This is a genomic window from Paenibacillus glacialis (genome assembly GCF_001637205.1).
GTDB lineage: Bacteria > Bacillota > Bacilli > Paenibacillales > Paenibacillaceae > Paenibacillus_AQ > Paenibacillus_AQ glacialis.
In genome coordinates, this window is sequence record NZ_LVJH01000063.1 from 14,531 (window position 1) to 34,280 (window position 19,750).

Annotated in this window: 28 protein-coding genes; all 28 read right to left on the bottom strand. The window is 42.2% G+C overall.

Annotation, left to right across the window (positions count from 1 at the left end):
• Nucleotides 1–72: 72 nt before the first annotated feature.
• On the bottom strand, nucleotides 73–1,371 hold the full coding sequence (gene secY / locus PGLA_RS22300; protein WP_068537291.1) for a preprotein translocase subunit SecY: 1,299 nt from the start codon (nucleotides 1,369–1,371) through the stop codon (nucleotides 73–75).
• Nucleotides 1,371–1,811, bottom strand: a complete 441-nt coding sequence (rplO, locus tag PGLA_RS22305) for a 50S ribosomal protein L15 (RefSeq protein ID WP_068537293.1) — start codon at nucleotides 1,809–1,811, stop codon at nucleotides 1,371–1,373. The genes secY and rplO overlap by 1 nt, the downstream gene beginning before the upstream one ends.
• A 43-nt stretch (nucleotides 1,812–1,854) precedes the next feature.
• Nucleotides 1,855–2,040 carry a 50S ribosomal protein L30 gene (gene rpmD / locus PGLA_RS22310; protein WP_068537295.1) on the bottom strand — a complete coding sequence of 62 codons (186 nt, stop codon included), beginning with the start codon at nucleotides 2,038–2,040 and terminating at the stop codon, nucleotides 1,855–1,857.
• Nucleotides 2,041–2,052: 12 nt separating this feature from the next.
• The gene (rpsE, locus tag PGLA_RS22315; protein ID WP_068537297.1) at nucleotides 2,053–2,550 is read right to left on the bottom strand and encodes a 30S ribosomal protein S5; all 498 of its coding nucleotides are present in this window, start codon (nucleotides 2,548–2,550) and stop codon (nucleotides 2,053–2,055) included.
• 28 nt (nucleotides 2,551–2,578) lie between these two features.
• A complete protein-coding gene (rplR, locus tag PGLA_RS22320; RefSeq protein WP_076577040.1) occupies nucleotides 2,579–2,947 on the bottom strand; it encodes a 50S ribosomal protein L18 in 369 nt (122 codons plus the stop codon).
• An 83-nt stretch (nucleotides 2,948–3,030) separates the two neighbouring features.
• Nucleotides 3,031–3,573: a 50S ribosomal protein L6 gene (gene rplF, locus PGLA_RS22325; RefSeq protein WP_068537301.1), complete on the bottom strand. Its 543-nt coding sequence runs from the start codon at nucleotides 3,571–3,573 to the stop codon at nucleotides 3,031–3,033.
• A gap of 33 nt (nucleotides 3,574–3,606) precedes the next feature.
• Entirely contained in the window at nucleotides 3,607–4,005 is a 399-nt protein-coding gene (gene rpsH, locus PGLA_RS22330; protein WP_068537302.1) for a 30S ribosomal protein S8, read from the bottom strand.
• A 32-nt stretch (nucleotides 4,006–4,037) separates the two neighbouring features.
• Nucleotides 4,038–4,223 carry a type Z 30S ribosomal protein S14 gene (locus tag PGLA_RS22335; RefSeq protein ID WP_068537304.1) on the bottom strand — a complete coding sequence of 62 codons (186 nt, stop codon included), beginning with the start codon at nucleotides 4,221–4,223 and terminating at the stop codon, nucleotides 4,038–4,040.
• Nucleotides 4,224–4,270: 47 nt separating this feature from the next.
• Nucleotides 4,271–4,813 (bottom strand): 50S ribosomal protein L5, encoded by a 543-nt coding sequence (gene rplE, locus PGLA_RS22340; protein WP_068537306.1) that lies wholly within the window; start codon nucleotides 4,811–4,813, stop codon nucleotides 4,271–4,273.
• A gap of 31 nt (nucleotides 4,814–4,844) precedes the next feature.
• Nucleotides 4,845–5,198 carry a 50S ribosomal protein L24 gene (rplX, locus tag PGLA_RS22345; RefSeq protein WP_068650939.1) on the bottom strand — a complete coding sequence of 118 codons (354 nt, stop codon included), beginning with the start codon at nucleotides 5,196–5,198 and terminating at the stop codon, nucleotides 4,845–4,847.
• A 54-nt stretch (nucleotides 5,199–5,252) separates the two neighbouring features.
• Complete coding sequence (gene rplN / locus PGLA_RS22350; protein ID WP_068537308.1) at nucleotides 5,253–5,621, bottom strand: 50S ribosomal protein L14; 369 nt, start codon at nucleotides 5,619–5,621, stop codon at nucleotides 5,253–5,255.
• Between the two features lie 38 nt (nucleotides 5,622–5,659).
• Nucleotides 5,660–5,926 carry a 30S ribosomal protein S17 gene (rpsQ, locus tag PGLA_RS22355; protein WP_068537310.1) on the bottom strand — a complete coding sequence of 89 codons (267 nt, stop codon included), beginning with the start codon at nucleotides 5,924–5,926 and terminating at the stop codon, nucleotides 5,660–5,662.
• A gap of 44 nt (nucleotides 5,927–5,970) precedes the next feature.
• The gene (gene rpmC, locus PGLA_RS22360; protein ID WP_068537312.1) at nucleotides 5,971–6,168 is read right to left on the bottom strand and encodes a 50S ribosomal protein L29; all 198 of its coding nucleotides are present in this window, start codon (nucleotides 6,166–6,168) and stop codon (nucleotides 5,971–5,973) included.
• Nucleotides 6,158–6,592: a 50S ribosomal protein L16 gene (gene rplP / locus PGLA_RS22365; protein WP_068537314.1), complete on the bottom strand. Its 435-nt coding sequence runs from the start codon at nucleotides 6,590–6,592 to the stop codon at nucleotides 6,158–6,160. Before rplP ends, rpmC begins: the two co-directional genes overlap by 11 nt.
• A gap of 2 nt (nucleotides 6,593–6,594) precedes the next feature.
• A complete protein-coding gene (gene rpsC, locus PGLA_RS22370) occupies nucleotides 6,595–7,260 on the bottom strand; it encodes a 30S ribosomal protein S3 (RefSeq protein ID WP_068537316.1) in 666 nt (221 codons plus the stop codon).
• Nucleotides 7,261–7,273: 13 nt separating this feature from the next.
• Nucleotides 7,274–7,606 (bottom strand): 50S ribosomal protein L22, encoded by a 333-nt coding sequence (gene rplV, locus PGLA_RS22375; RefSeq protein ID WP_068537318.1) that lies wholly within the window; start codon nucleotides 7,604–7,606, stop codon nucleotides 7,274–7,276.
• A 35-nt stretch (nucleotides 7,607–7,641) separates the two neighbouring features.
• Nucleotides 7,642–7,920, bottom strand: a complete 279-nt coding sequence (gene rpsS / locus PGLA_RS22380) for a 30S ribosomal protein S19 (RefSeq protein ID WP_068537320.1) — start codon at nucleotides 7,918–7,920, stop codon at nucleotides 7,642–7,644.
• 69 nt (nucleotides 7,921–7,989) lie between these two features.
• Entirely contained in the window at nucleotides 7,990–8,820 is an 831-nt protein-coding gene (gene rplB, locus PGLA_RS22385; protein WP_068537322.1) for a 50S ribosomal protein L2, read from the bottom strand.
• A 30-nt stretch (nucleotides 8,821–8,850) separates the two neighbouring features.
• A complete protein-coding gene (gene rplW / locus PGLA_RS22390) occupies nucleotides 8,851–9,144 on the bottom strand; it encodes a 50S ribosomal protein L23 (RefSeq protein ID WP_068537324.1) in 294 nt (97 codons plus the stop codon).
• The gene (gene rplD, locus PGLA_RS22395; protein ID WP_068537327.1) at nucleotides 9,144–9,767 is read right to left on the bottom strand and encodes a 50S ribosomal protein L4; all 624 of its coding nucleotides are present in this window, start codon (nucleotides 9,765–9,767) and stop codon (nucleotides 9,144–9,146) included. Before rplD ends, rplW begins: the two co-directional genes overlap by 1 nt.
• 24 nt (nucleotides 9,768–9,791) lie before the next feature.
• Nucleotides 9,792–10,415 (bottom strand): 50S ribosomal protein L3, encoded by a 624-nt coding sequence (gene rplC, locus PGLA_RS22400; protein ID WP_068537329.1) that lies wholly within the window; start codon nucleotides 10,413–10,415, stop codon nucleotides 9,792–9,794.
• 46 nt (nucleotides 10,416–10,461) lie between these two features.
• On the bottom strand, nucleotides 10,462–10,770 hold the full coding sequence (rpsJ, locus tag PGLA_RS22405) for a 30S ribosomal protein S10 (RefSeq protein ID WP_036652923.1): 309 nt from the start codon (nucleotides 10,768–10,770) through the stop codon (nucleotides 10,462–10,464).
• Nucleotides 10,771–11,187: 417 nt separating this feature from the next.
• On the bottom strand, nucleotides 11,188–12,378 hold the full coding sequence (gene tuf / locus PGLA_RS22410) for an elongation factor Tu (RefSeq protein ID WP_068537331.1): 1,191 nt from the start codon (nucleotides 12,376–12,378) through the stop codon (nucleotides 11,188–11,190).
• Between the two features lie 100 nt (nucleotides 12,379–12,478).
• Entirely contained in the window at nucleotides 12,479–14,557 is a 2,079-nt protein-coding gene (gene fusA, locus PGLA_RS22415; protein ID WP_068537333.1) for an elongation factor G, read from the bottom strand.
• A gap of 44 nt (nucleotides 14,558–14,601) precedes the next feature.
• On the bottom strand, nucleotides 14,602–15,072 hold the full coding sequence (rpsG, locus tag PGLA_RS22420; RefSeq protein ID WP_068537335.1) for a 30S ribosomal protein S7: 471 nt from the start codon (nucleotides 15,070–15,072) through the stop codon (nucleotides 14,602–14,604).
• Nucleotides 15,073–15,117: 45 nt separating this feature from the next.
• On the bottom strand, nucleotides 15,118–15,537 hold the full coding sequence (gene rpsL, locus PGLA_RS22425; RefSeq protein WP_068537339.1) for a 30S ribosomal protein S12: 420 nt from the start codon (nucleotides 15,535–15,537) through the stop codon (nucleotides 15,118–15,120).
• 138 nt (nucleotides 15,538–15,675) lie between these two features.
• A complete protein-coding gene (locus PGLA_RS22430) occupies nucleotides 15,676–15,927 on the bottom strand; it encodes a ribosomal L7Ae/L30e/S12e/Gadd45 family protein (RefSeq protein WP_068537341.1) in 252 nt (83 codons plus the stop codon).
• Nucleotides 15,928–16,098: 171 nt separating this feature from the next.
• Nucleotides 16,099–19,713 (bottom strand): DNA-directed RNA polymerase subunit beta', encoded by a 3,615-nt coding sequence (rpoC, locus tag PGLA_RS22435; RefSeq protein WP_068537343.1) that lies wholly within the window; start codon nucleotides 19,711–19,713, stop codon nucleotides 16,099–16,101.
• Nucleotides 19,714–19,750 lie beyond the last annotated feature (37 nt).

The window sequence follows — 19,750 nt, forward strand, 5'->3', positions numbered from 1 at the left end:
TATCACTCCCCCAAGAATTTCTATTTCAAGAAATGCAGGTACCAGGAAGTTTAAAAAACTTCACCGGACCTTTTATTTATTAATGAAACCTTTGTAATGACGTTTGATCAATTGACCTTCGATTTGCTTCATAGTATCCAGCGCAACACCGATAACGATGAGGAGTGCTGTACCCCCGATTTGCACGGATTTAGGCAATCCAGCCAACGAACCTAAGAAGATTGGTGTCAACGATATAACAGCTAGGAATATAGCGCCTGACATTGTCAAACGAGACATAACACGCGTCATATATTTCTCAGTTGCTTTACCAGGACGAATCCCAGGAATATATCCACCATTTTTCTTCATATTTTCAGCCATTTGTTGAGGATTCATCTGTACAAAAGTATAAAAGAATGTAAATCCAATGATCATGATAACATACAAGACCATACCCAATGGTTGATCATGACTTAAGTTAATCTTAACCCATTCAGCCCATGCGTTTGGGGTCCAGAAGCTCGCAATGATTACTGGGAATTGAAGCAATGATATGGCGAAGATGACTGGAATTACGCCCGCAGCATTGATCTTAAGCGGTATATGCGTATTTTGTCCTCCATACATTTTGTTTCCAACGACACGTTTAGCGTATTGTACTGGAATCTTACGAATCGCTTGTTGGACATATATAACGCCGACAACAATCAATACAATTACGAGAACTAGCAATATCGTCTTCAACGAGTTCATGAAGATTTGATTATCTTGGATGAAGGAAGACTGAGACGTTGTACGAATATAGGTTGGAATGTTAGCTACGATACCAGCAAAGATAAGCATCGATATACCATTTCCAATACCTCTTTCCGTAATTTGCTCACCTAACCACATCAGGAAGGCAGTACCCGCCGTCAAGACAATAGCAATCAGTACATATTTAGCAAATGTTGCATTAGGAATCATGACAGTGCCATACATACGGTTAAACCCGATGGACATAGCAAACGCCTGAATTATACCCAATACGATTGTACCATATCGCGTCAATTGTGCTGATTTCTTCTTACCGTGTTCACCTTGTTTGGCCCACTCGGAAAGCTTTGGTATAACATCCATTGAGAGCAATTGCACGATGATGGATGCTGTAATATATGGCGTGATCCCGAGGGCGAATATTGAGAATTGCATTAACGCGCCACCCGAGAACGTATTGAGAAGTCCAAACAAATCTGCACCAGCATTGTTAGTATTCGCTAAAACTGATTTATCGACACCAGGTACTGGTACGAAGCTACCTATACGATAAATGAATAGTACGAATAGAGTAAATCCGATTCTTTTGCGTAGGTCCTCAATGTGCCAAATATTTTTGATCGTCTTAAACATTAGATCACCTCGGTTTTACCGCCGGCAGCCTCGATTTTCTCCACCGCAGATTGAGAAAACTTATTCGCTTTGACAGACAGCTTAACTGTTACTTCGCCGTTGCCAAGAATCTTGATTCCGCTTTTAGCATTTTTCACGATTCCGTTTTCGAACAAAAATTCTGGAGTTACTTCTGTATCTGCTGCGAAGTTGTTAAGATCTTCGATGTTCACGATCGCATATTCTTTACGCGTAGGGTTAGTAAACCCGCGTTTAGGTAAGCGACGATACAACGGGTTTTGTCCACCTTCGAAACCAGGGCGAACTCCACCGCCGGAACGAGAGTTTTGACCTTTGTGGCCACGACCTGATGTTTTACCTGTACCACTACTAGTACCGCGTCCAACACGTTTGCGTTCTTTACGGGAACCAGGGGCAGAGGAAAGCTCATGTAATTTCATCGTTCGTTGCACCTCCTTAAGATTTGTAGGTTAATCTTGTTGATTAACCTTCGATTTCTGTTACTGATACTAAATGGGACACTTTATTGATCATTCCGCGAATCGCAGGATTGTCGTTATGAACAACAGTTTTGTTGATTTTTTTCAAGCCAAGTGTGTTGACAGTCGCACGCTGATCTTCAGGACGACCAATCAAACTACGAACGAGGGTGATTTGTAATTTTGTCATGACATTCACTCCTTAACCGAGCAATTCTTCGACGGATTTGCCGCGTAATTTCGCAACATCCTCAGCGCGTTTCAGACGGGACAAGCCCTCTAAAGTTGCGTTGACCATATTCATGGAGTTCGAAGAACCCAGAGATTTTGTCAAGATATCACCCACACCAGCAAGTTCAAGTACTGCACGTACAGGACCGCCAGCGATAACTCCAGTACCTTCTGATGCTGGTTTCATAAAGACGCGACCAGCTCCGAATTTACCTGTTACAGTGTGAGGAATAGATGTTCCAACAAGTGGAACATGAATTAGATTTTTCTTAGCATCTTCAATACCTTTGCGAATCGCATCAGGTACTTCGCCTGCTTTACCGATACCGGCGCCAACATAACCTTTGCCATCGCCGACAACTACCAACGCGCTAAAGCTAAAACGGCGTCCGCCTTTTACAACTTTTGCTACGCGGTTAATATTTACAACTCTTTCAGTCAGTTCTAAAGTATTCGGATCTACACGCAAGTCGTTAACCTCCTTTTTAAAAAATATCTTAGAATTCTAAGCCTGCTTCACGAGCTGCATCTGCAAGTGCTTGAATTCGTCCGTGATATAAGTAACCTCCGCGGTCAAATACGACCGAAGCATAGCCCTTATCTTTTGCACGTTTAGCAACCAATTCGCCAACTTTACGAGCTGACTCTACGTTAGCGCCATTAGTAATTCCTTCACTCAATTCTTTATCAACTGTTGATGCTGCTACCAATGTAACACCAGCAACGTCATCAATCAATTGAGCATAGATATGTTTGGAAGAACGGAAAACGTTAAGACGTGGACGTTCAACGGTTCCAGTAATTTTCTTACGAACACGAAGATGTCTTCTTACACGTGCCTTGTTCTTATCTTCTTTATTAATCATGACTTCCATTTCACTCCTTTCAGTTTACCTTCAAAGCATCACGTTAAGACGCACATGGTAAATCTGGAATAAGAAAAAATAACCTATTTTTTCTTACCAGCTTTACCTTCCTTACGGATAATGCGTTCACCTTCATACTTAATCCCTTTACCTTTGTAAGGTTCAGGCTCACGTACCGAACGGATGTTAGCAGCATAAGCTCCTACACGTTCTTTATCGATCCCTCTAACAGTGATCTTTGTATTCACAGGTACTTCAAATTCAATACCTGGTTCTGGAGTAATTTCAACTGGGTGTGAGTAACCTACGTTTAGAACGATTTTATCTCCGGATTTGCTTGCGCGATATCCGACCCCAACCAATTCTAGGTTTTTAAAGAAACCTTCAGTTACACCAGTAACCATGTTGCTGACAACGCTGCGTGTCGTGCCGTGAAGAGAACGATGCGTTTTATTGTCAGAAGGACGTTCAACAAGAATTTCATTATTATCAACTGTTACCTTCATGTCTTTATGAAGTTCACGAGTTAAAGTTCCTTTAGGTCCTTTAACAGTTATAACAGTGTTATCCAAAGTGATTTCTACACCACTTGGTACTGCGATTGGTTTGCGACCAATACGAGACATATATGTTGCACCTCCTTGTCTTGTGACATTATATTACCATACGTAGCAGACAACTTCTCCGCCAGATTTAGATTGACGAGCTTCTTTATCGGTCATAACTCCCTTTGAAGTGGAGATAATCGCGATACCTAGACCGCCGAGTACACGAGGAACTTCGTTGCTCTTAGTGTACACGCGAAGGCCTGGTTTACTAATTCTTTTCAAACCTGTGATAACACGCTCATTGTTTTGTCCATATTTCAAGAAAATACGGATAATCCCTTGTTTGTTATCAGCGACAACTTCTGCGTCGCGGATGAATCCTTCACGCTTCAAAATATCAGCGATTTGTTTCTTCATCGTTGAAGCAGGCATTTCTACCGTTTCGTGACGTACTGTATTAGCGTTACGAATACGAGTTAGCATATCTGCAATTGGATCAGACATAGTCATGTGTGTAAACCTCCTTCCCGTTTATGGACTTCTTACCAGCTTGCTTTTTTCACGCCAGGAATCTGGCCCTTATAAGCTAATTCACGGAAACAAATTCTGCAAATTTTGAACTTCTGCAGTACTGAATGTGGACGACCACAACGTTCGCAACGAGTATATCCACGTACTTTAAACTTAGGCGTACGTTGTTGTTTTACTATCATCGAAGTTTTTGCCACTTAGACTGACACCTCCTAATAATTTTCGGAGAAATGGATTTGCGGAATTACTTTGCAAAAGGCATTCCCATTTGCGTGAGAAGCTCGCGCGACTCTTCATCAGTATTGGCTGTCGTTACAATAACGATATCCATACCACGGACTTTATCTACCTTATCATACTCAATCTCAGGGAAAATCAATTGTTCCTTGAGTCCAAGTGTATAGTTACCACGGCCATCAAAGGCTTTAGTGGAAACACCGTGGAAGTCACGGACACGAGCAAGAGTAATGTTAAACAATTTGTCCAAGAAATAATACATGCGTTCTCCACGTAACGTTACTTTCACACCGATTGGCATGTTTTCACGCAATTTGAATCCAGCGATGGATTTCTTAGCACGAGTGATAATTGGTTTTTGACCAGAAATCAATTGCATATCATTTACAGCTGCATCAAGAACTTTAGAGTTAGAAACTGCTTCACCAACACCCATGTTGATAACAACCTTCTCAATCTTAGGTACTTGCATCACTGTTGTATAGTTAAACTTCTGCATCAAAGCAGGTGTAATTTCGTTCAAGTAACGATCTTTTAGTCTTACTGCCATGAATCACAAACCTCCTTTCATCAATATTCGATTAGTCGATAACTTCTCCGGATTTTTTCGCTACGCGAACCTTTTGTCCGTTATCCAATACTTTGTATCCGATACGAGTTACGCTTCCGCTCTTTGGATCGATATGCATCACGTTAGAAACGTGAATAGCAGCTTCTTGCTCGATGATACCGCCTTGCGGGTTAGATTGGTTAGGTTTTTGATGTTTCTTCATCATGTTCACACCTTCAACCAAGACCCGGTTTTGACGAGGATAAGAAGCAATGATACGACCTTTTTTACCTTTGTCTTTCCCGCTGATCACCATGACTACATCATCTTTTTTGACATGCAATTTATGGCTGTGGGATTCCAGAACTTTTTTCACTTTTGGCATTTGTTACACCTCCTGCGGCTTGCTATTCCTTGCAAGTTTAAGGTTATTTGAAAATTAGATAACTTCCGGTGCCAAGGAAACGATTTTCATGAAGTCTCTGTCGCGAAGTTCGCGAGCAACAGGTCCAAAAATACGAGTTCCACGTGGGCTCTTATCGTCTTTAACTACAACTGCTGCATTTTCATCAAATGCGATATACGAACCGTCTTTACGACGAACAGTACGTTTAGTACGAACTACAACAGCTCTTACTACATCACCTTTTTTGACAACGCCGCCTGGTGTTGCTGCTTTAACAGCACATACGATCAAGTCACCAATTGCTGCTGTACGACGACCAGTTCCTCCTAAAACGCGGATACACATAAGTTCCTTCGCTCCGGAGTTGTCGGCTACATGCAAACGTGTAAATGGTTGAATCATTTATATTTCCTCCTTTCGAAAAAAACGTTTAAAAGGGTTTAGATGATAATCGCTTTTTCCACGATTTCGACTAATCTCCAGCGTTTATCCTTAGATAGCGGACGGGTCTCCATAACTTTAACGATATCCCCGATTTTAGCAGTATTGTTCTCATCATGTGCCTTAAACTTCTTAGTGTGTTTAATGCTCTTGTGATACAAGTTGTGCTTTTTATGAGATTCAACAGCAATAACAATAGTTTTATCCATTTTATCGCTGACTACTTTACCGACTTGTACTTTACGTGCATTACGTTCCTCGCTCATTGTAAGCCTCCTTCCTGAATATAGACAAGTTTAGTCCGATTCAATTAACTAATTCCAAGTAGTCTTTCATGGATAATAGTTTTAGCACGAGCTATTTCTTTACGAACATCACGAATCCGAGTCGGGTTGTCAAGCTGACCAGTAGCCAGTTGAAAACGGAGATTAAAGAGTTCTTCTTTAAATCCGGATACTTTTTGTTCTATCTCAGCAGAGGTTAGGTTACGAAGTTCACTAGCTTTCATTTGCTTCACCACCCACTTCTTCACGTTTGATAAACTTAGTTTTGATCGGTAGTTTATGAGAAGCAAGACGCATCGCTTCACGAGCGATCTCTTCTGGTACACCACCAAGTTCAAACATAATCTTACCAGGTTTTACAACTGCAACCCATTTTTCCACGTTACCTTTACCACTACCCATACGTACTTCTAGAGGCTTCTGTGTGATTGGCTTATCCGGGAAAATTTTGATCCATACTTTACCACCACGTTTGATGTAACGCGTCATAGCAATACGCGCAGCTTCAATCTGACGGTTAGTAATCCATGATGGCTCAAGTGCTACAAGACCGAATTCACCGAAGTTCAATTCAGTTCCGCCTTTAGCTTGACCTCTCATGTGTCCGCGTTGTTGCTTGCGGTGTTTTACACGTTTTGGTACCAACATGATTAGTTGCCTCCTTCCTGCGCAGCCTGTTTCTTAGCCGTAGGAAGAACCTCTCCACGATAGATCCATACTTTAACTCCGATTAGACCGAAAGTAGTAGCTGCTTCAGCTGTACCGTAGTCAATATCAGCACGAAGCGTATGAAGTGGAACAGTTCCTTCGCTGTAGCCTTCTGAACGAGCAATCTCAGCACCGCCAAGACGTCCGCCTACTTGTGTTTTAATCCCTTTAGCACCAGAACGCATAGTTCTTTGCATTGCTTGTTTCAAAGCACGACGGAAGGAAACACGACGTTCCAATTGTTGTGCAATGCTTTCTGCAACAAGAATAGCATCTAGTTCAGGGTGTTTAATTTCAGAAATGTTGATGTGAACTTTCTTACCAGCAGAAATCTTAGCAATTTGAGTACGAAGTACTTCTACTTCAGCACCGCCCTTACCGATTACCATTCCTGGTTTAGCTGTATGAATAGTAACGTTCACACGATTAGCTGCACGCTCAATTTCGATGTGCGAAACAGCTGAATCTTTTAATTTATTTTTAACGTATTCGCGAATTTTAACGTCTTCGATTAAAAGAGTACCGAACTCTTTACCGGCAAACCATTTAGATTCCCAATCACGAATAATGCCTACACGTAGTCCTATAGGATTTACTTTTTGGCCCACTCGTTATCCCTCCTTATTTCTCAGATACCACCAAAGAAATGTGGCTAGTACGCTTATTGATCTTGCTAGCGCGTCCCATCGCACGAGGACGGAAACGTTTCATCGTCGGTCCTTGGTTGACATAAACTTCACTAACAAACAATTTGTTAACATCTAGTGAATAGTTGTGTTCAGCATTTGCGATAGCTGAGTTCAACAACTTTTCCACAACCGGGGAAGCGGCTTTCGGAGTATGACGAAGAATTGCGATTGCAGCGCCAACTTCTTTACCACGAATCAAGTCAATTACTAATTGAACTTTACGGGAAGAAATCCGAATAGATTTAGCATGTGCTTTTGCTTCCATTGTATTACCTCCTCTCAGACAAAGAGCTTGAAATATTATCTTCTTGTTTTCTTATCATCATCCGAATGACTTCTGTAAGTACGTGTTGGAGCGAACTCGCCCAATTTGTGTCCTACCATATCTTCCGTTACGTATACTGGAACGTGCTTACGTCCATCATATACGCCAAATGTAAGTCCGATGAACTGTGGAAAAATAGTGGAACGACGAGACCAAGTCTTAATAACAGCCTTTTTCTCTGATGCGTTCATAACATCAACTTTTTTCAACAGGTAACCATCAATGAAAGGTCCCTTTTTTAAACTGCGACTCATATGTGCATCCTCCCTTCATCAAATCTTCTCGTTACTTTCGGCACTTCACAAAGTTATGCACAGCGTGCATTATTTTGTGCGGCGGCGAACGATATATTTGTCAGAAGCTTTACCTTTTTTACGCGTTTTGTAACCAAGGGTTGGTTTACCCCATGGAGACAATGGAGATTTACGTCCGATTGGAGCGCGTCCTTCACCACCACCGTGTGGGTGATCGTTCGGGTTCATTACTACTCCGCGTACTTCAGGGCGACGTCCCATCCAACGGCTACGTCCTGCTTTACCGATTTTAATTAGTTCGTGATCCGCATTACCTACAGAACCAATTGTAGCGCGACAAACTTTCAACAATTTACGAACTTCACCAGAAGACAAACGTACGGATACGTATTTTTCTTCTTTACCAAGAAGTTGAGCTTCAGTACCTGCTGCACGTACTAATTGTCCACCTTTACCTGGTTGCAATTCGATATTGTGGATAACTGTACCTACTGGAATGTTCTCCATAGGAAGTGTGTTACCAATTTTGATATCGGATGCTGGTCCTGATTCGATTTGATCTCCAACTTTTAGACCTTGAGGAGCGATAATATAACGTTTCTCTCCGTCTGCATAGTGGATCAAAGCAATATTGGAAGTACGGTTCGGATCGTATTCAATCGTAGCAACGCGACCTGGTATGCCGTCTTTAGTCCGTTTGAAATCAATAATACGGTATTTACGTTTGTGTCCGCCGCCATGGTGACGAACTGTAATTTTACCTTGGTTATTACGTCCCGCATGTTTGAAAAGGGGAGACAACAAGGATTTTTCCGGTTCGTTTGTTGTGATTTCTTCAAACGTCGACACGGACATGTGTCTTCTAGCCGGGGAAGTAGGTTTATACTTTTTAATTGGCACTGAATTTCCCTCCTTACTTTAGCGATTTCACTACTCTACTGCTTCAAAAAATTCTAACGGCTTGCTATCTTTGCTAAGCGATACGATTGCTTTCTTCCACTCTGAAGTGTAACCAGAATATTTACCGTAACGTTTAGGCTTTTGTGGTACACGCATTGTATTAACATTTGTAACTTTTACTTTAAAAATAGCTTCAATAGCTTGTTTAATTTCGGTTTTATTGGCACGGATGTCCACTTCAAAAGCATATTTCATATCGCTCATAAATTCGGACGTACGTTCCGTAATAACCGGACGTTTGATCACATCGCGAGGATCCTTCATTACGCGAACACCTCCTCTACCTTATGAACTGCTTCCTTCGTAATGATCAACTTGTCGTACAATAGTACGTCAAGGACATTAATGCCGTCCGCTGCTACAATTTTCACACCAGGAATGTTACGAGCAGACATAGATACTGCATCATCATAACTCGGTGTAACAATTAGAGCTTTACGATCGACTTTCAAGTTGCTTAAAATCGCTGCAAATTCTTTCGTTTTTGGCGAATTCAACGTCAATGCATCCAGAACGATAATGTTATTATCCAATACTTTGGAAGACAATGCGGATTTAATTGCCAAACGACGAACCTTCTTAGGCAGTTTGAAAGTATAACTGCGTGGTGTTGGTCCGAATACTACGCCGCCGCCTTTCCATTGTGGCGAACGAATAGATCCTTGACGAGCGCGACCTGTACCTTTTTGTTTCCAAGGCTTACGTCCGCCGCCGCGTACTTCAGAACGTCCTTTAACTTTATGAGTACCACGACGTAGAGAAGCTCTTTGTAACAAGACAGCTTGATTCATAACATGTACATGCGGTTCAATACCGAATACAGTGTCACTCAATTCCACTTCTCCTACTTCACTTCCACCTACATTAAAAAGCACTACTTTAGGCATTGCTGTTCCTCCTTTCTATGGTGATTATTTCTTCACCGTTTCTTTAATTTTCACAAAGCTGTTCTTAGGCCCTGGTACAGCACCTTTTACAAGTAAAACATTACGTTCTACGTCTACTTTGATCACTTCAAGGCCTTGAACTGTAATTGTCGTATGTCCCATATGACCCGGTAGGCGTTTGCCCTTCGGTACACGGTTCGCTTGAATGGAACCCATGGAACCTGGTCTACGGTGATAACGCGATCCGTGAGCCATTGGTCCGCGGCTTTGATTCCAACGCTTGATTACACCTTGAAATCCTTTACCTTTAGAAGTACCTGTTACGTCAACAAATTCACCTTCTGTGAAGACATCAGCCTTCAACTCATGACCCACTTCAACACTCGTGGAGTCAATCCCGCGAATTTCGCGAACGTAGCGCTTAGGCGCAGTATTTGCCTTTTTCGCATGGCCTATTTCTGGCTTGATCGCGTTTCTTTCCTTTTTATCGGAAAAGCCTAGTTGAACTGCTTCATAACCATCATTCTCTAGGTCTTTCTTTTGCAAAACAACACAAGGTCCTGCTTCAATTACTGTTACAGGAATTACATTACCTTCAGCGGTAAATACTTGAGTCATCCCGAGTTTTTTTCCTAAGATACCTTTCATGTTGACACCTCGTTTCCTTTATAAATTCATACTAGTTAATTCAATATTACAATTTAATTTCAATATCTACACCGGACGGCAGGTCCAAGCGCATTAAGGCATCCACAGTTTGTGGAGTCGGGTTAACGATGTCGATCAAACGCTTATGAGTGCGTTGTTCAAACTGTTCCCGAGAATCCTTATACTTGTGTACCGCACGGAGAATGGTAATGATTTGTTTTTCAGTTGGAAGTGGAATCGGTCCAGAAACACTAGCACCCGAACGTTTTGCAGTTTCAACAATTTTCTCAGCGGATTGATCAAGAATTCTGTGATCGTAAGCCTTCAAACGAATACGAATTTTTTGCTTTGCCATTTTAGTCCCTCCTTCTATCGCCCAATTTGGTATCGGACATACTCCACGAAAATTTTCTAGACAACCGCTCCATGGCAAAGGGGCCAGGTGTGTCAGTAACCTCTCGCTTCATCGCAACGTCTCAGAACAACATTCATTATTATATAGAATACTTGGGTATAAAGCAAGTATTAAATAGAAACTTTAGTTATTACCTCGTGGCTAAGTTTATATAATACACTTTATTCACTAACTAGGCAACCTTAAACTATTCATTTTATGAATCAGTTCGCCAGTAATTTTACCCATATCTGCTTTAAAATTAAAAACAGAGGATTCTATCGTTTAAAGGATAGAATCCTCTGTTGACTTGCGTTCACATCACAATGTTGCTCGTTACAGTACACTGTTGCTTATGATTCAAGACCTAAGTCTTTATTATTTAGTGATTGTTGCTACAGCGCCTGCACCAACAGTACGTCCGCCTTCACGAATTGAGAATTTAGTACCTTCTTCAATCGCGATTGGGTTGATCAATGTAACAGTTACAGTGATGTTATCCCCAGGCATAACCATTTCAGAACCTTCTGGCAAAGTGATAACGCCAGTTACGTCAGTTGTACGGAAGTAGAACTGTGGACGGTAACCAGTGAAGAATGGTTTATGACGTCCGCCTTCTTCTTTAGTCAACACGTAGATTTGTGCAGAAAATTCTGTGTGTGGTTTAACTGTACCTGGTTTAGCAAGTACTTGACCACGCTCGATCATTGTACGGTCAACACCACGAAGCAATGCTCCAATGTTGTCACCAGCTTGAGCGGAATCAAGCAATTTGCGGAACATTTCTACACCAGTTACTACTGATTTCTTGGATTCTTCATGAATACCAATAATTTCGATTTCTTCTCCAACTTTTACAGTTCCGCGTTCTACACGACCTGTAGCAACGGTACCGCGACCAGTGATGGAGAATACATCTTCGATAGGCATCAAGAAAGGTTTGTCAGTATCACGTACTGGATCTGGCACATAAGTATCGATTACTTCGAACATTTCAACGATTTTCTTAGCCCATTCTCCGTCTGGATTAGCCAAAGCTTCACGAGCTGAACCTTGGAAAATTGGAGTGTCATCGCCTGGGAAATCATATTCGTTCAACAAGTCACGAACTTCCATTTCAACTAGTTCAAGAAGCTCAGCGTCTTCTACAACGTCACATTTGTTCAAGAATACAACGATGTATGGAACACCAACTTGACGAGACAATAGGATATGCTCGCGAGTCTGTGGCATAGGACCATCAGCTGCAGAAACAACTAGGATAGCTCCGTCCATTTGAGCAGCACCAGTGATCATGTTTTTAACATAATCGGCGTGACCTGGGCAGTCTACGTGTGCATAGTGACGCGTAGGAGTTTCATATTCAACGTGAGCTGTAGAGATTGTAATACCACGTTCGCGCTCTTCTGGAGCTTTATCGATTTGATCGAATGCTACAGCAGCACCCCCGTAAGTTTTGGACAATACAGTTGTAATTGCTGCAGTAAGAGTCGTTTTACCATGATCGACGTGACCAATAGTACCGATATTTACGTGTGTTTTATTGCGTTCAAATTTAGCCTTTGCCATTTTAAACACTTCCTCCTTCAATAAATAAATTGTTTATGTTTATACAGTCCGAAGTAAAAGAATCACTTCTCTCACTTCGTTCTGTGAAAAAAAGTGGTGATTATTCTCCACCCTTAGTCTTGGAGATAATTTCTTCAGAGATACTCTTCGGAACTTCTTCATAATGAGAAAGCTCCATTGAGAACACACCGCGACCTTGAGTACCTGAGCGAAGAGTTGTAGAATATCCAAACATTTCGGACAATGGCACCTTAGCACGAATGATTTGGCCGCCTGCACGGGAATCCATACCTTCAATCCGTCCGCGACGGGAGTTCAGCATGCCCATAACATCACCCATATACTCTTCTGGTACAACAACTTCAACTTTCATGATAGGCTCAAGAAGGACAGGCTTACACTTGTCTTTAGCAGCTTTAAGCGCTAGAGAACCTGCAACTTTAAATGCCATTTCATTGGAATCGACATCATGGTATGAACCATCAACAACGGTAGCTTTAACATCAACAAGCGGGAAGCCTGCGATGACACCGCTCTTCATTCCTTCTTCAATCCCTGCAAGAGCTGGAGCGATATATTCTCTAGGAACAGATCCACCGACAACCTTGCTCTCGAAAGTATTACCAGTACCTGCTTCAAGTGGTTCGAATTCAACCCATACGTGACCGTATTGTCCACGACCTCCAGATTGACGTACGAACTTACCTTCAACACGTGCTGCTGCACGGAATGTTTCACGATAAGCAACCTGTGGTTTACCCACATTGGTTTCTACGTTAAACTCACGACGCATACGATCGATGATGATATCAAGGTGAAGTTCACCCATACCCGCTAGAATCGTCTGGCCAGTTTCTTCATCTGTATGAGCACGAAGTGTAGGATCTTCTTCAGTCAACTTACCGAGTGCTACACCCATCTTATCTTGGTCAGCCTTCGTTTTAGGTTCAACTGCGATCGAAATAACTGGTTCAGGGAAGTTCATTGACTCTAGAATTACTGGATGTTTCTCATCACAAAGTGTATCACCTGTACTTGTATCTTTCAATCCAACAGCTGAAGCGATATCTCCGCAGTAAACTTCGGAAATTTCTTGACGGCTGTTAGCATGCATTTGAAGGATACGTCCGATACGTTCGCGTTTACCTTTCGTTGCATTCAGTACATATGAACCGGATTGAAGAACACCGGAATATACACGGAAGAACGTAAGTTTACCAACGTAAGGGTCAGTCATGATTTTAAATGCAAGCGCCGAGAACGGCTCTTTATCATCAGACTTACGAAGTGTTTCAGTACCATCATCAAGGTGACCAACAATAGCCGGAACGTCAGTTGGAGCTGGAAGATAATCAACTACAGCATCCATCATTAATTGAACACCCTTGTTGCGATAAGAAGATCCACAGATAACTGGGAAAATCTTCGTTTCAACAACACCTTTACGAAGAGCTTTTTTCAATTCTGGAATTGAAATTTCTTCGCCTTCAAGGTACTTCATTGTAAGTTCTTCGTCCAATTCAGCAACCTTTTCTATCAAGGTTGCACGAAGTTCTTCAACTTTCGCTTTGAATTCTTCTGGAACTTCAATTACTTCAATATTCTGACCTAGGTCATCCTTATACATATGAGCTTTTTGCTCAATAAGGTCAATTATCCCGATGAATTCACTTTCTGCACCGATCGGAAGTTGAATCGCTACTGCATTCGCATTAAGACGATCCCGCATAGATTCGATAACATTTAGATAATCAGCACCGATAATATCCATCTTGTTCACATATGCAATACGTGGTACGCCATAACGGTCAGCCTGTCTCCATACGGTTTCGGACTGAGGTTCTACGCCCTCTTTTGCACTGAACACACCTACTGCCCCATCCAATACACGAAGGGACCGTTCAACTTCAACAGTGAAGTCAACGTGTCCCGGGGTATCAATGATATTAACGCGGTGACCCTTCCAAGAAGCGGTAGTAGCAGCGGAAGTAATTGTAATTCCGCGCTCCTGTTCTTGCTCCATCCAGTCCATAGTCGCAGCCCCTTGGTGAACCTCACCAATTTTGTGCGTTATACCTGTGTAGAACAATATCCGTTCAGTGGTAGTAGTCTTACCAGCGTCAATATGAGCCATGATCCCAATATTACGTGTATTACTCAAGGAGAACTCTCTTGCCATAAAAACAGTCTCCCTTCAATAACAAAGTTATTTTTAAAACAATTCTACCAACGATAGTGAGCAAACGCTTTGTTCGCTTCAGCCATTTTGTGTGTATCTTCGCGTTTCTTAACAGAAGCGCCTGTGTTGTTAGAAGCATCAATAATTTCTGCAGCCAAACGTTCTTCCATAGTCTTCTCTCCGCGGTTGCGGGAGTAGTTCACGAGCCAACGTAAACCTAGAGCAGTACGTCTTTCAGGTTTCACTTCTAGTGGTACCTGGTAGGTAGAACCCCCTACACGACGAGCTTTAACTTCTAGAACTGGCATGATGTTCTTAATAGCTGTTTCAAACACTTCCATCGGATCTTTCTCCGTACGTTCTTGAATAAGCTTGAACGCGTTATATAGAATTGTTGCAGCAGTACCTCTCTTACCATCCAACATAATGCGGTTGATTAGACGAGTAACTAGCTTGCTATTGTACAACGGATCTGGTAAAACGTCTCTTTTAGTAACTGGACCCTTGCGTGGCATGGATATCCCCCTTTCTCAAATCATCGAATTCTATTGAATTCACTATTATTTTTTGACTTTCGGACGTTTCGTACCGTATTTGGAACGAGCTTGCATCCGGTTGTTAACACCTGCAGTATCAAGAGCACCGCGAACGATGTGATAACGTACTCCTGCAAGGTCTTTTACTTTTCCTCCACGAACCAATACGACACTGTGCTCTTGCAAGTTGTGTCCGATTCCTGGGATATAAGCAGTCACCTCTATGCGGTTCGTCAAACGAACACGGGCATATTTACGAAGTGCGGAGTTTGGTTTACGTGGAGTCATAGTACCTACACGAGTACATACACCACGTTTTTGTGGAGCGCTTAATCCAGTCTCTTCACGCTTCAAAGCGTTATACCCTTTTTGTAAAGCAGGGGATTTAGACTTGTAAATCTTAGATTGGCGTCCTTTACGAACTAGCTGATTAATTGTTGGCATGTTGTTGCCACCCCCTTCCTATATTACTGTCCATTTATAACCGCATCCCAAGCCCACAGACCCAGGTGGTTCATAAAAGGACAAATGAAAAGTCTTTGCGATAAGAATTTGTATCTTTCTCACAAAAACTTCTTACAACTATTGTTTAATGACGGCAGCCATAGCTGCACCCACTTCAATACTGCATGCTTCGCCCAATTCAATCATGGTATCCACATACGTTATGTTGACGCTATGCTTTTCACACAGTGCTACAATCTTTGAAATAAGCCGGTTATCCGCATCTAACGCTACATATACTTCAGTAGCTTGACCACACTCAACGGTACGCATGGTTTGTTTGGTGCCGATTCTAACATGAGCATCCTGTAATCCTTTATCATTAGACATCTTTACGAATCCTCCAAAAGAACAGGAATAATGCAGTTACTCACGCACCTATGATATATTAGCATCTCATATCATTGATGTCAAGGCATTTGTTATATTATCTAGATAAATGAAGTTGGCGCTGTGAAGTCAAACCCTACTTCAAGTAAGACTTCACAGGAACCACCTCAATTATTCAACAGTAACTGGTTCCAATGCATTAGGAGCCTTATTCAGCAATTCTGGATCAGCGTAAGTCACGCTCCGGTAACGATTCAAGCCTGTTCCCGCCGGTATTAACTTACCGATGATAACATTTTCTTTCAGGCCGAGAAGTTTATCAACTTTGCCCTTAATCGCAGCGTCTGTCAATACACGAGTCGTTTCTTGGAAAGAAGCCGCCGACAAGAATGAATCCGTCTCTAGAGAAGCTTTCGTAATACCTAGAAGAACTGGTTTGGCAACTGCAGGTTCTTTACCAGAAATGATAGCCACTTTGTTAGCTGCTTCATATTCATGAATATCCGAGAATGCCCCAGGAAGAAGCGTAGTCTCTCCTGCATCGACAATTCGAATCTTACGAAGCATTTGTTTAATCATGACTTCAATATGCTTATCGTTGATTTCTACGCCTTGGTTACGGTATACACGTTGTACTTCCTGCAAGATGTAGTTCTGTACACCACGAATACCCTTAATACGTAGAATTTCTTTCGGATCGATCGAACCGTCAGTGAGTTCGTCACCAGCCTCAATTTCTTGGCCTTCACTAACACGAAGACGAGATCCATAAGTAACCAAATAAGTTTTGGTTTCTGCTTCACCCTGAACTTCGATCTCACGACGATCTTTCGTTTCACGAATTTCTTTAACGACACCATCGATTTCACTGATTGTTGCTTGCCCTTTTGGTATACGAGCCTCAAATAGCTCTTGAATACGCGGCAAACCTTGTGTGATATCGTCTCCCGCAACACCCCCGGTATGGAAGGTACGCATTGTAAGCTGGGTTCCTGGTTCACCGATGGATTGTGCTGCGATAATACCAACCGCTTCACCAATCTCAACATGCTTCCCAGTTGCCAAGTTCCGACCGTAACAAGTTTTACATACACCATGACGAGCACGACAACTTAGAACAGAACGAATTTGAAGTTTTTCAACTCCTGCTTCTACAATAGCAGTTGCTTTGTCAGAGTCGATTAGATCATTGCGGTTAACAATAACCTCTCCGGTCTGTGGATGACGAACCGTCTCGAAGCAATAACGACCTTCAATACGGTCATACAGATCTTCGATGACTTCTTTACCGTCTTGAATCTTCGCTACGCTAAAGCCTTTATCTGTACCACAATCCTCTTCGCGCACAATAACATCTTGTGCCACATCAACGAGACGACGTGTTAGATAACCTGAATCGGCTGTACGCAGTGCAGTATCGGCAAGACCTTTACGCGCTCCGTGAGTAGATAGGAAGTATTCAAGTACCGTCAGACCTTCACGGAAGTTCGATTTGATTGGTAACTCGATGATACGTCCCGATGGATTGGCCATCAGTCCGCGCATTCCGCCCAACTGTGTGATCTGCGATTTATTACCACGTGCTTTAGAATCAACCATGAGCATAATATTGTTATATCGATCCATGGATTTCATAAGCACTTCTGTAATCTCATCTTTTGTCTTAGACCAAATACCGATAACTCGGTCGTAACGCTCTTCATTCGTAATCAAACCACGGCGATACTGATTCGTAACAACACTAACCTTAGCATCAGATGCAAGAAGAATCTCATCCTTCTCTTTAGGTACGATAACGTCTGATACAGCTACTGTAATCCCCGAACGTGTAGAATACGTAAATCCGAGTTGTTTAATTTGATCCAAAATAACTGATGTTTTAGTCGTGTGGTATGTCTCGAAACAACGAGCAATAATCTGTCCGAGGTATTCCTTACCGACTGCTCCAGCAATTGGAAGACTATCAATCAGTGCACGAATATCTGCACCTTTCTCATACACGAAGTAACGTTCAGGTGTACCGTTGAACAAGTTATCACGAGTTGCTTCGTTAATATATGGGAAGCTGCTTGGATAGATTTCGTTGAAGATAATTTTACCTATAGTCGTAATTAACATCGCATTTTGTTGCTTCTCTGTAAAGTTGGTTTTACCCAATGCTTTAACAGGAATAGCCACACGCGCATGTAGACCCGCTGTTCCACGTTGATAAGCAGATACAGCATCATTCACTGTACGAAGAATCATTCCTGATCCTTTTTCTTCTTTATTATCCATCGTGAGGTAGAATGTACCAAGAACCATATCTTGAGATGGTGTTACGACTGGTTTACCGTCTTTCGGATTCAGTATGTTACCTGATGCCAACATAAGAATACGTGCTTCAGCCTGAGCTTCCGCAGACAACGGAACGTGAACAGCCATTTGGTCACCATCAAAGTCGGCATTGTAAGCCGTACATACGAGTGGATGAAGTCGAATAGCATGACCTTCTACTAGGATCGGTTCAAACGCTTGGATACCGAGACGGTGAAGCGTAGGAGCGCGGTTAAGTAGAACTGGATGCTCTTTAATGACTTCTTCTAATACATCCCATACTTCAGGGCTTACGCGTTCAACTTTGCGTTTCGCACTCTTAATGTTATGAGCAAGACCCTTGTTAACCAATTCTTTCATTACGAAAGGTTTAAACAATTCCAGTGCCATTTTCTTAGGCAGACCACATTGATACATCTTAAGGTATGGTCCAACAACGATAACAGAACGACCAGAATAGTCGACACGTTTACCGAGTAGATTCTGACGGAAACGCCCTTGTTTACCTTTCAGCATGTGGCTGAGGGATTTCAACGGACGATTACCTGGACCCGTAACAGGACGACCACGACGTCCATTATCAATAAGAGCATCTACTGCTTCTTGAAGCATACGTTTCTCGTTCTGAACGATAATGTCAGGTGCTCCGAGATCCAATAGACGTTTCAAACGATTGTTACGGTTAATAACACGGCGATACAAGTCATTCAAGTCAGACGTTGCGAAACGTCCACCATCCAACTGTACCATCGGACGAAGTTCTGGAGGAATAACCGGTAGTACATCCATGATCATCCATTCAGGCTTGTTCCCCGAATTACGGAATGCTTCAATGACCTCAAGGCGTTTAATCGCACGATTACGACGTTGACCTTGTGCAGTGCGAAGTTCTTCTTTTAAGAATACGAGTTCTTTATCAACATCGATATCCTGTAAAAGTTTCTTTACAGCTTCTGCACCCATGCCAGCATGGAATCCGTAGCCATATTTCTCACGATAACTACGATATTCTTTTTCAGACAAGAGTTGTTTTCTCTCTAGTGGAGTTTCACCAGGATCCGTTACAACATAAGATGCGAAGTAAATGATCTCTTCAAGCGATCTTGGAGACATATCCAGAGCCAGACCCATACGGCTAGGGATACCTTTGAAATACCAGATATGAGATACAGGAGCAGCAAGTTCAATGTGTCCCATACGTTCACGACGTACTTTCGCACGAGTGACTTCAACGCCACAGCGATCGCATACTACGCCTTTATAACGGACACGCTTGTACTTACCACAATGACATTCCCAGTCTTTCGTTGGTCCAAAGATCTTTTCACAGAACAGACCTTCTTTTTCCGGTTTTAACGTACGATAGTTAATCGTTTCCGGCTTTTTAACTTCTCCGCGGGACCATGACCGAATCTTTTCGGGAGAAGCGAGCCCGATTTTCATGTATTCAAAATTGTTAACATCCAACAAGGAGCAACCCTCCTTAATCTAGTACTATATTATTTGA

What these genes read in the sequence shown, in the direction of transcription:
- rpsQ (WP_068537310.1), bottom strand. Translation starts at nt 5,926, where the DNA reads ATGAGCGAGGAACGTAATGCACGTAAAGTACAAGTCGGTAAAGTAGTC.
- rplW (WP_068537324.1), bottom strand. Translation starts at nt 9,144, where the DNA reads ATGAAGGATCCTCGCGATGTGATCAAACGTCCGGTTATTACGGAACGT.
- rplD (WP_068537327.1), bottom strand. Translation starts at nt 9,767, where the DNA reads ATGCCTAAAGTAGTGCTTTTTAATGTAGGTGGAAGTGAAGTAGGAGAA.
- rplF (WP_068537301.1), bottom strand. Translation starts at nt 3,573, where the DNA reads ATGTCTCGTATTGGTCGCAAACCAATCGCAGTACCAAGTGGTGTAGAA.
- tuf (WP_068537331.1), bottom strand. Translation starts at nt 12,378, where the DNA reads ATGGCAAAGGCTAAATTTGAACGCAATAAAACACACGTAAATATCGGT.
- secY (WP_068537291.1), bottom strand. Translation starts at nt 1,371, where the DNA reads ATGTTTAAGACGATCAAAAATATTTGGCACATTGAGGACCTACGCAAA.
- rpsH (WP_068537302.1), bottom strand. Translation starts at nt 4,005, where the DNA reads ATGACTATGTCTGATCCAATTGCAGATATGCTAACTCGTATTCGTAAC.
- rplO (WP_068537293.1), bottom strand. Translation starts at nt 1,811, where the DNA reads ATGAAATTACATGAGCTTTCCTCTGCCCCTGGTTCCCGTAAAGAACGC.
- rpsS (WP_068537320.1), bottom strand. Translation starts at nt 7,920, where the DNA reads ATGAGTCGCAGTTTAAAAAAGGGACCTTTCATTGATGGTTACCTGTTG.
- rpmD (WP_068537295.1), bottom strand. Translation starts at nt 2,040, where the DNA reads ATGACAAAATTACAAATCACCCTCGTTCGTAGTTTGATTGGTCGTCCT.
- rplN (WP_068537308.1), bottom strand. Translation starts at nt 5,621, where the DNA reads ATGATTCAACCATTTACACGTTTGCATGTAGCCGACAACTCCGGAGCG.
- rpsJ (WP_036652923.1), bottom strand. Translation starts at nt 10,770, where the DNA reads ATGGCAAAGCAAAAAATTCGTATTCGTTTGAAGGCTTACGATCACAGA.
- rplR (WP_076577040.1), bottom strand. Translation starts at nt 2,947, where the DNA reads ATGATTAATAAAGAAGATAAGAACAAGGCACGTGTAAGAAGACATCTT.
- PGLA_RS22430 (WP_068537341.1), bottom strand. Translation starts at nt 15,927, where the DNA reads ATGTCTAATGATAAAGGATTACAGGATGCTCATGTTAGAATCGGCACC.
- rplP (WP_068537314.1), bottom strand. Translation starts at nt 6,592, where the DNA reads ATGTTGGTACCAAAACGTGTAAAACACCGCAAGCAACAACGCGGACAC.
- fusA (WP_068537333.1), bottom strand. Translation starts at nt 14,557, where the DNA reads ATGGCAAGAGAGTTCTCCTTGAGTAATACACGTAATATTGGGATCATG.
- rpmC (WP_068537312.1), bottom strand. Translation starts at nt 6,168, where the DNA reads ATGAAAGCTAGTGAACTTCGTAACCTAACCTCTGCTGAGATAGAACAA.
- rpsG (WP_068537335.1), bottom strand. Translation starts at nt 15,072, where the DNA reads ATGCCACGCAAGGGTCCAGTTACTAAAAGAGACGTTTTACCAGATCCG.
- rplV (WP_068537318.1), bottom strand. Translation starts at nt 7,606, where the DNA reads ATGGAAGCAAAAGCACATGCTAAATCTATTCGGATTTCTTCCCGTAAA.
- rplX (WP_068650939.1), bottom strand. Translation starts at nt 5,198, where the DNA reads ATGCCAAAAGTGAAAAAAGTTCTGGAATCCCACAGCCATAAATTGCAT.
- rpsL (WP_068537339.1), bottom strand. Translation starts at nt 15,537, where the DNA reads ATGCCAACAATTAATCAGCTAGTTCGTAAAGGACGCCAATCTAAGATT.
- rplE (WP_068537306.1), bottom strand. Translation starts at nt 4,813, where the DNA reads ATGGCAGTAAGACTAAAAGATCGTTACTTGAACGAAATTACACCTGCT.
- rplC (WP_068537329.1), bottom strand. Translation starts at nt 10,415, where the DNA reads ATGAAAGGTATCTTAGGAAAAAAACTCGGGATGACTCAAGTATTTACC.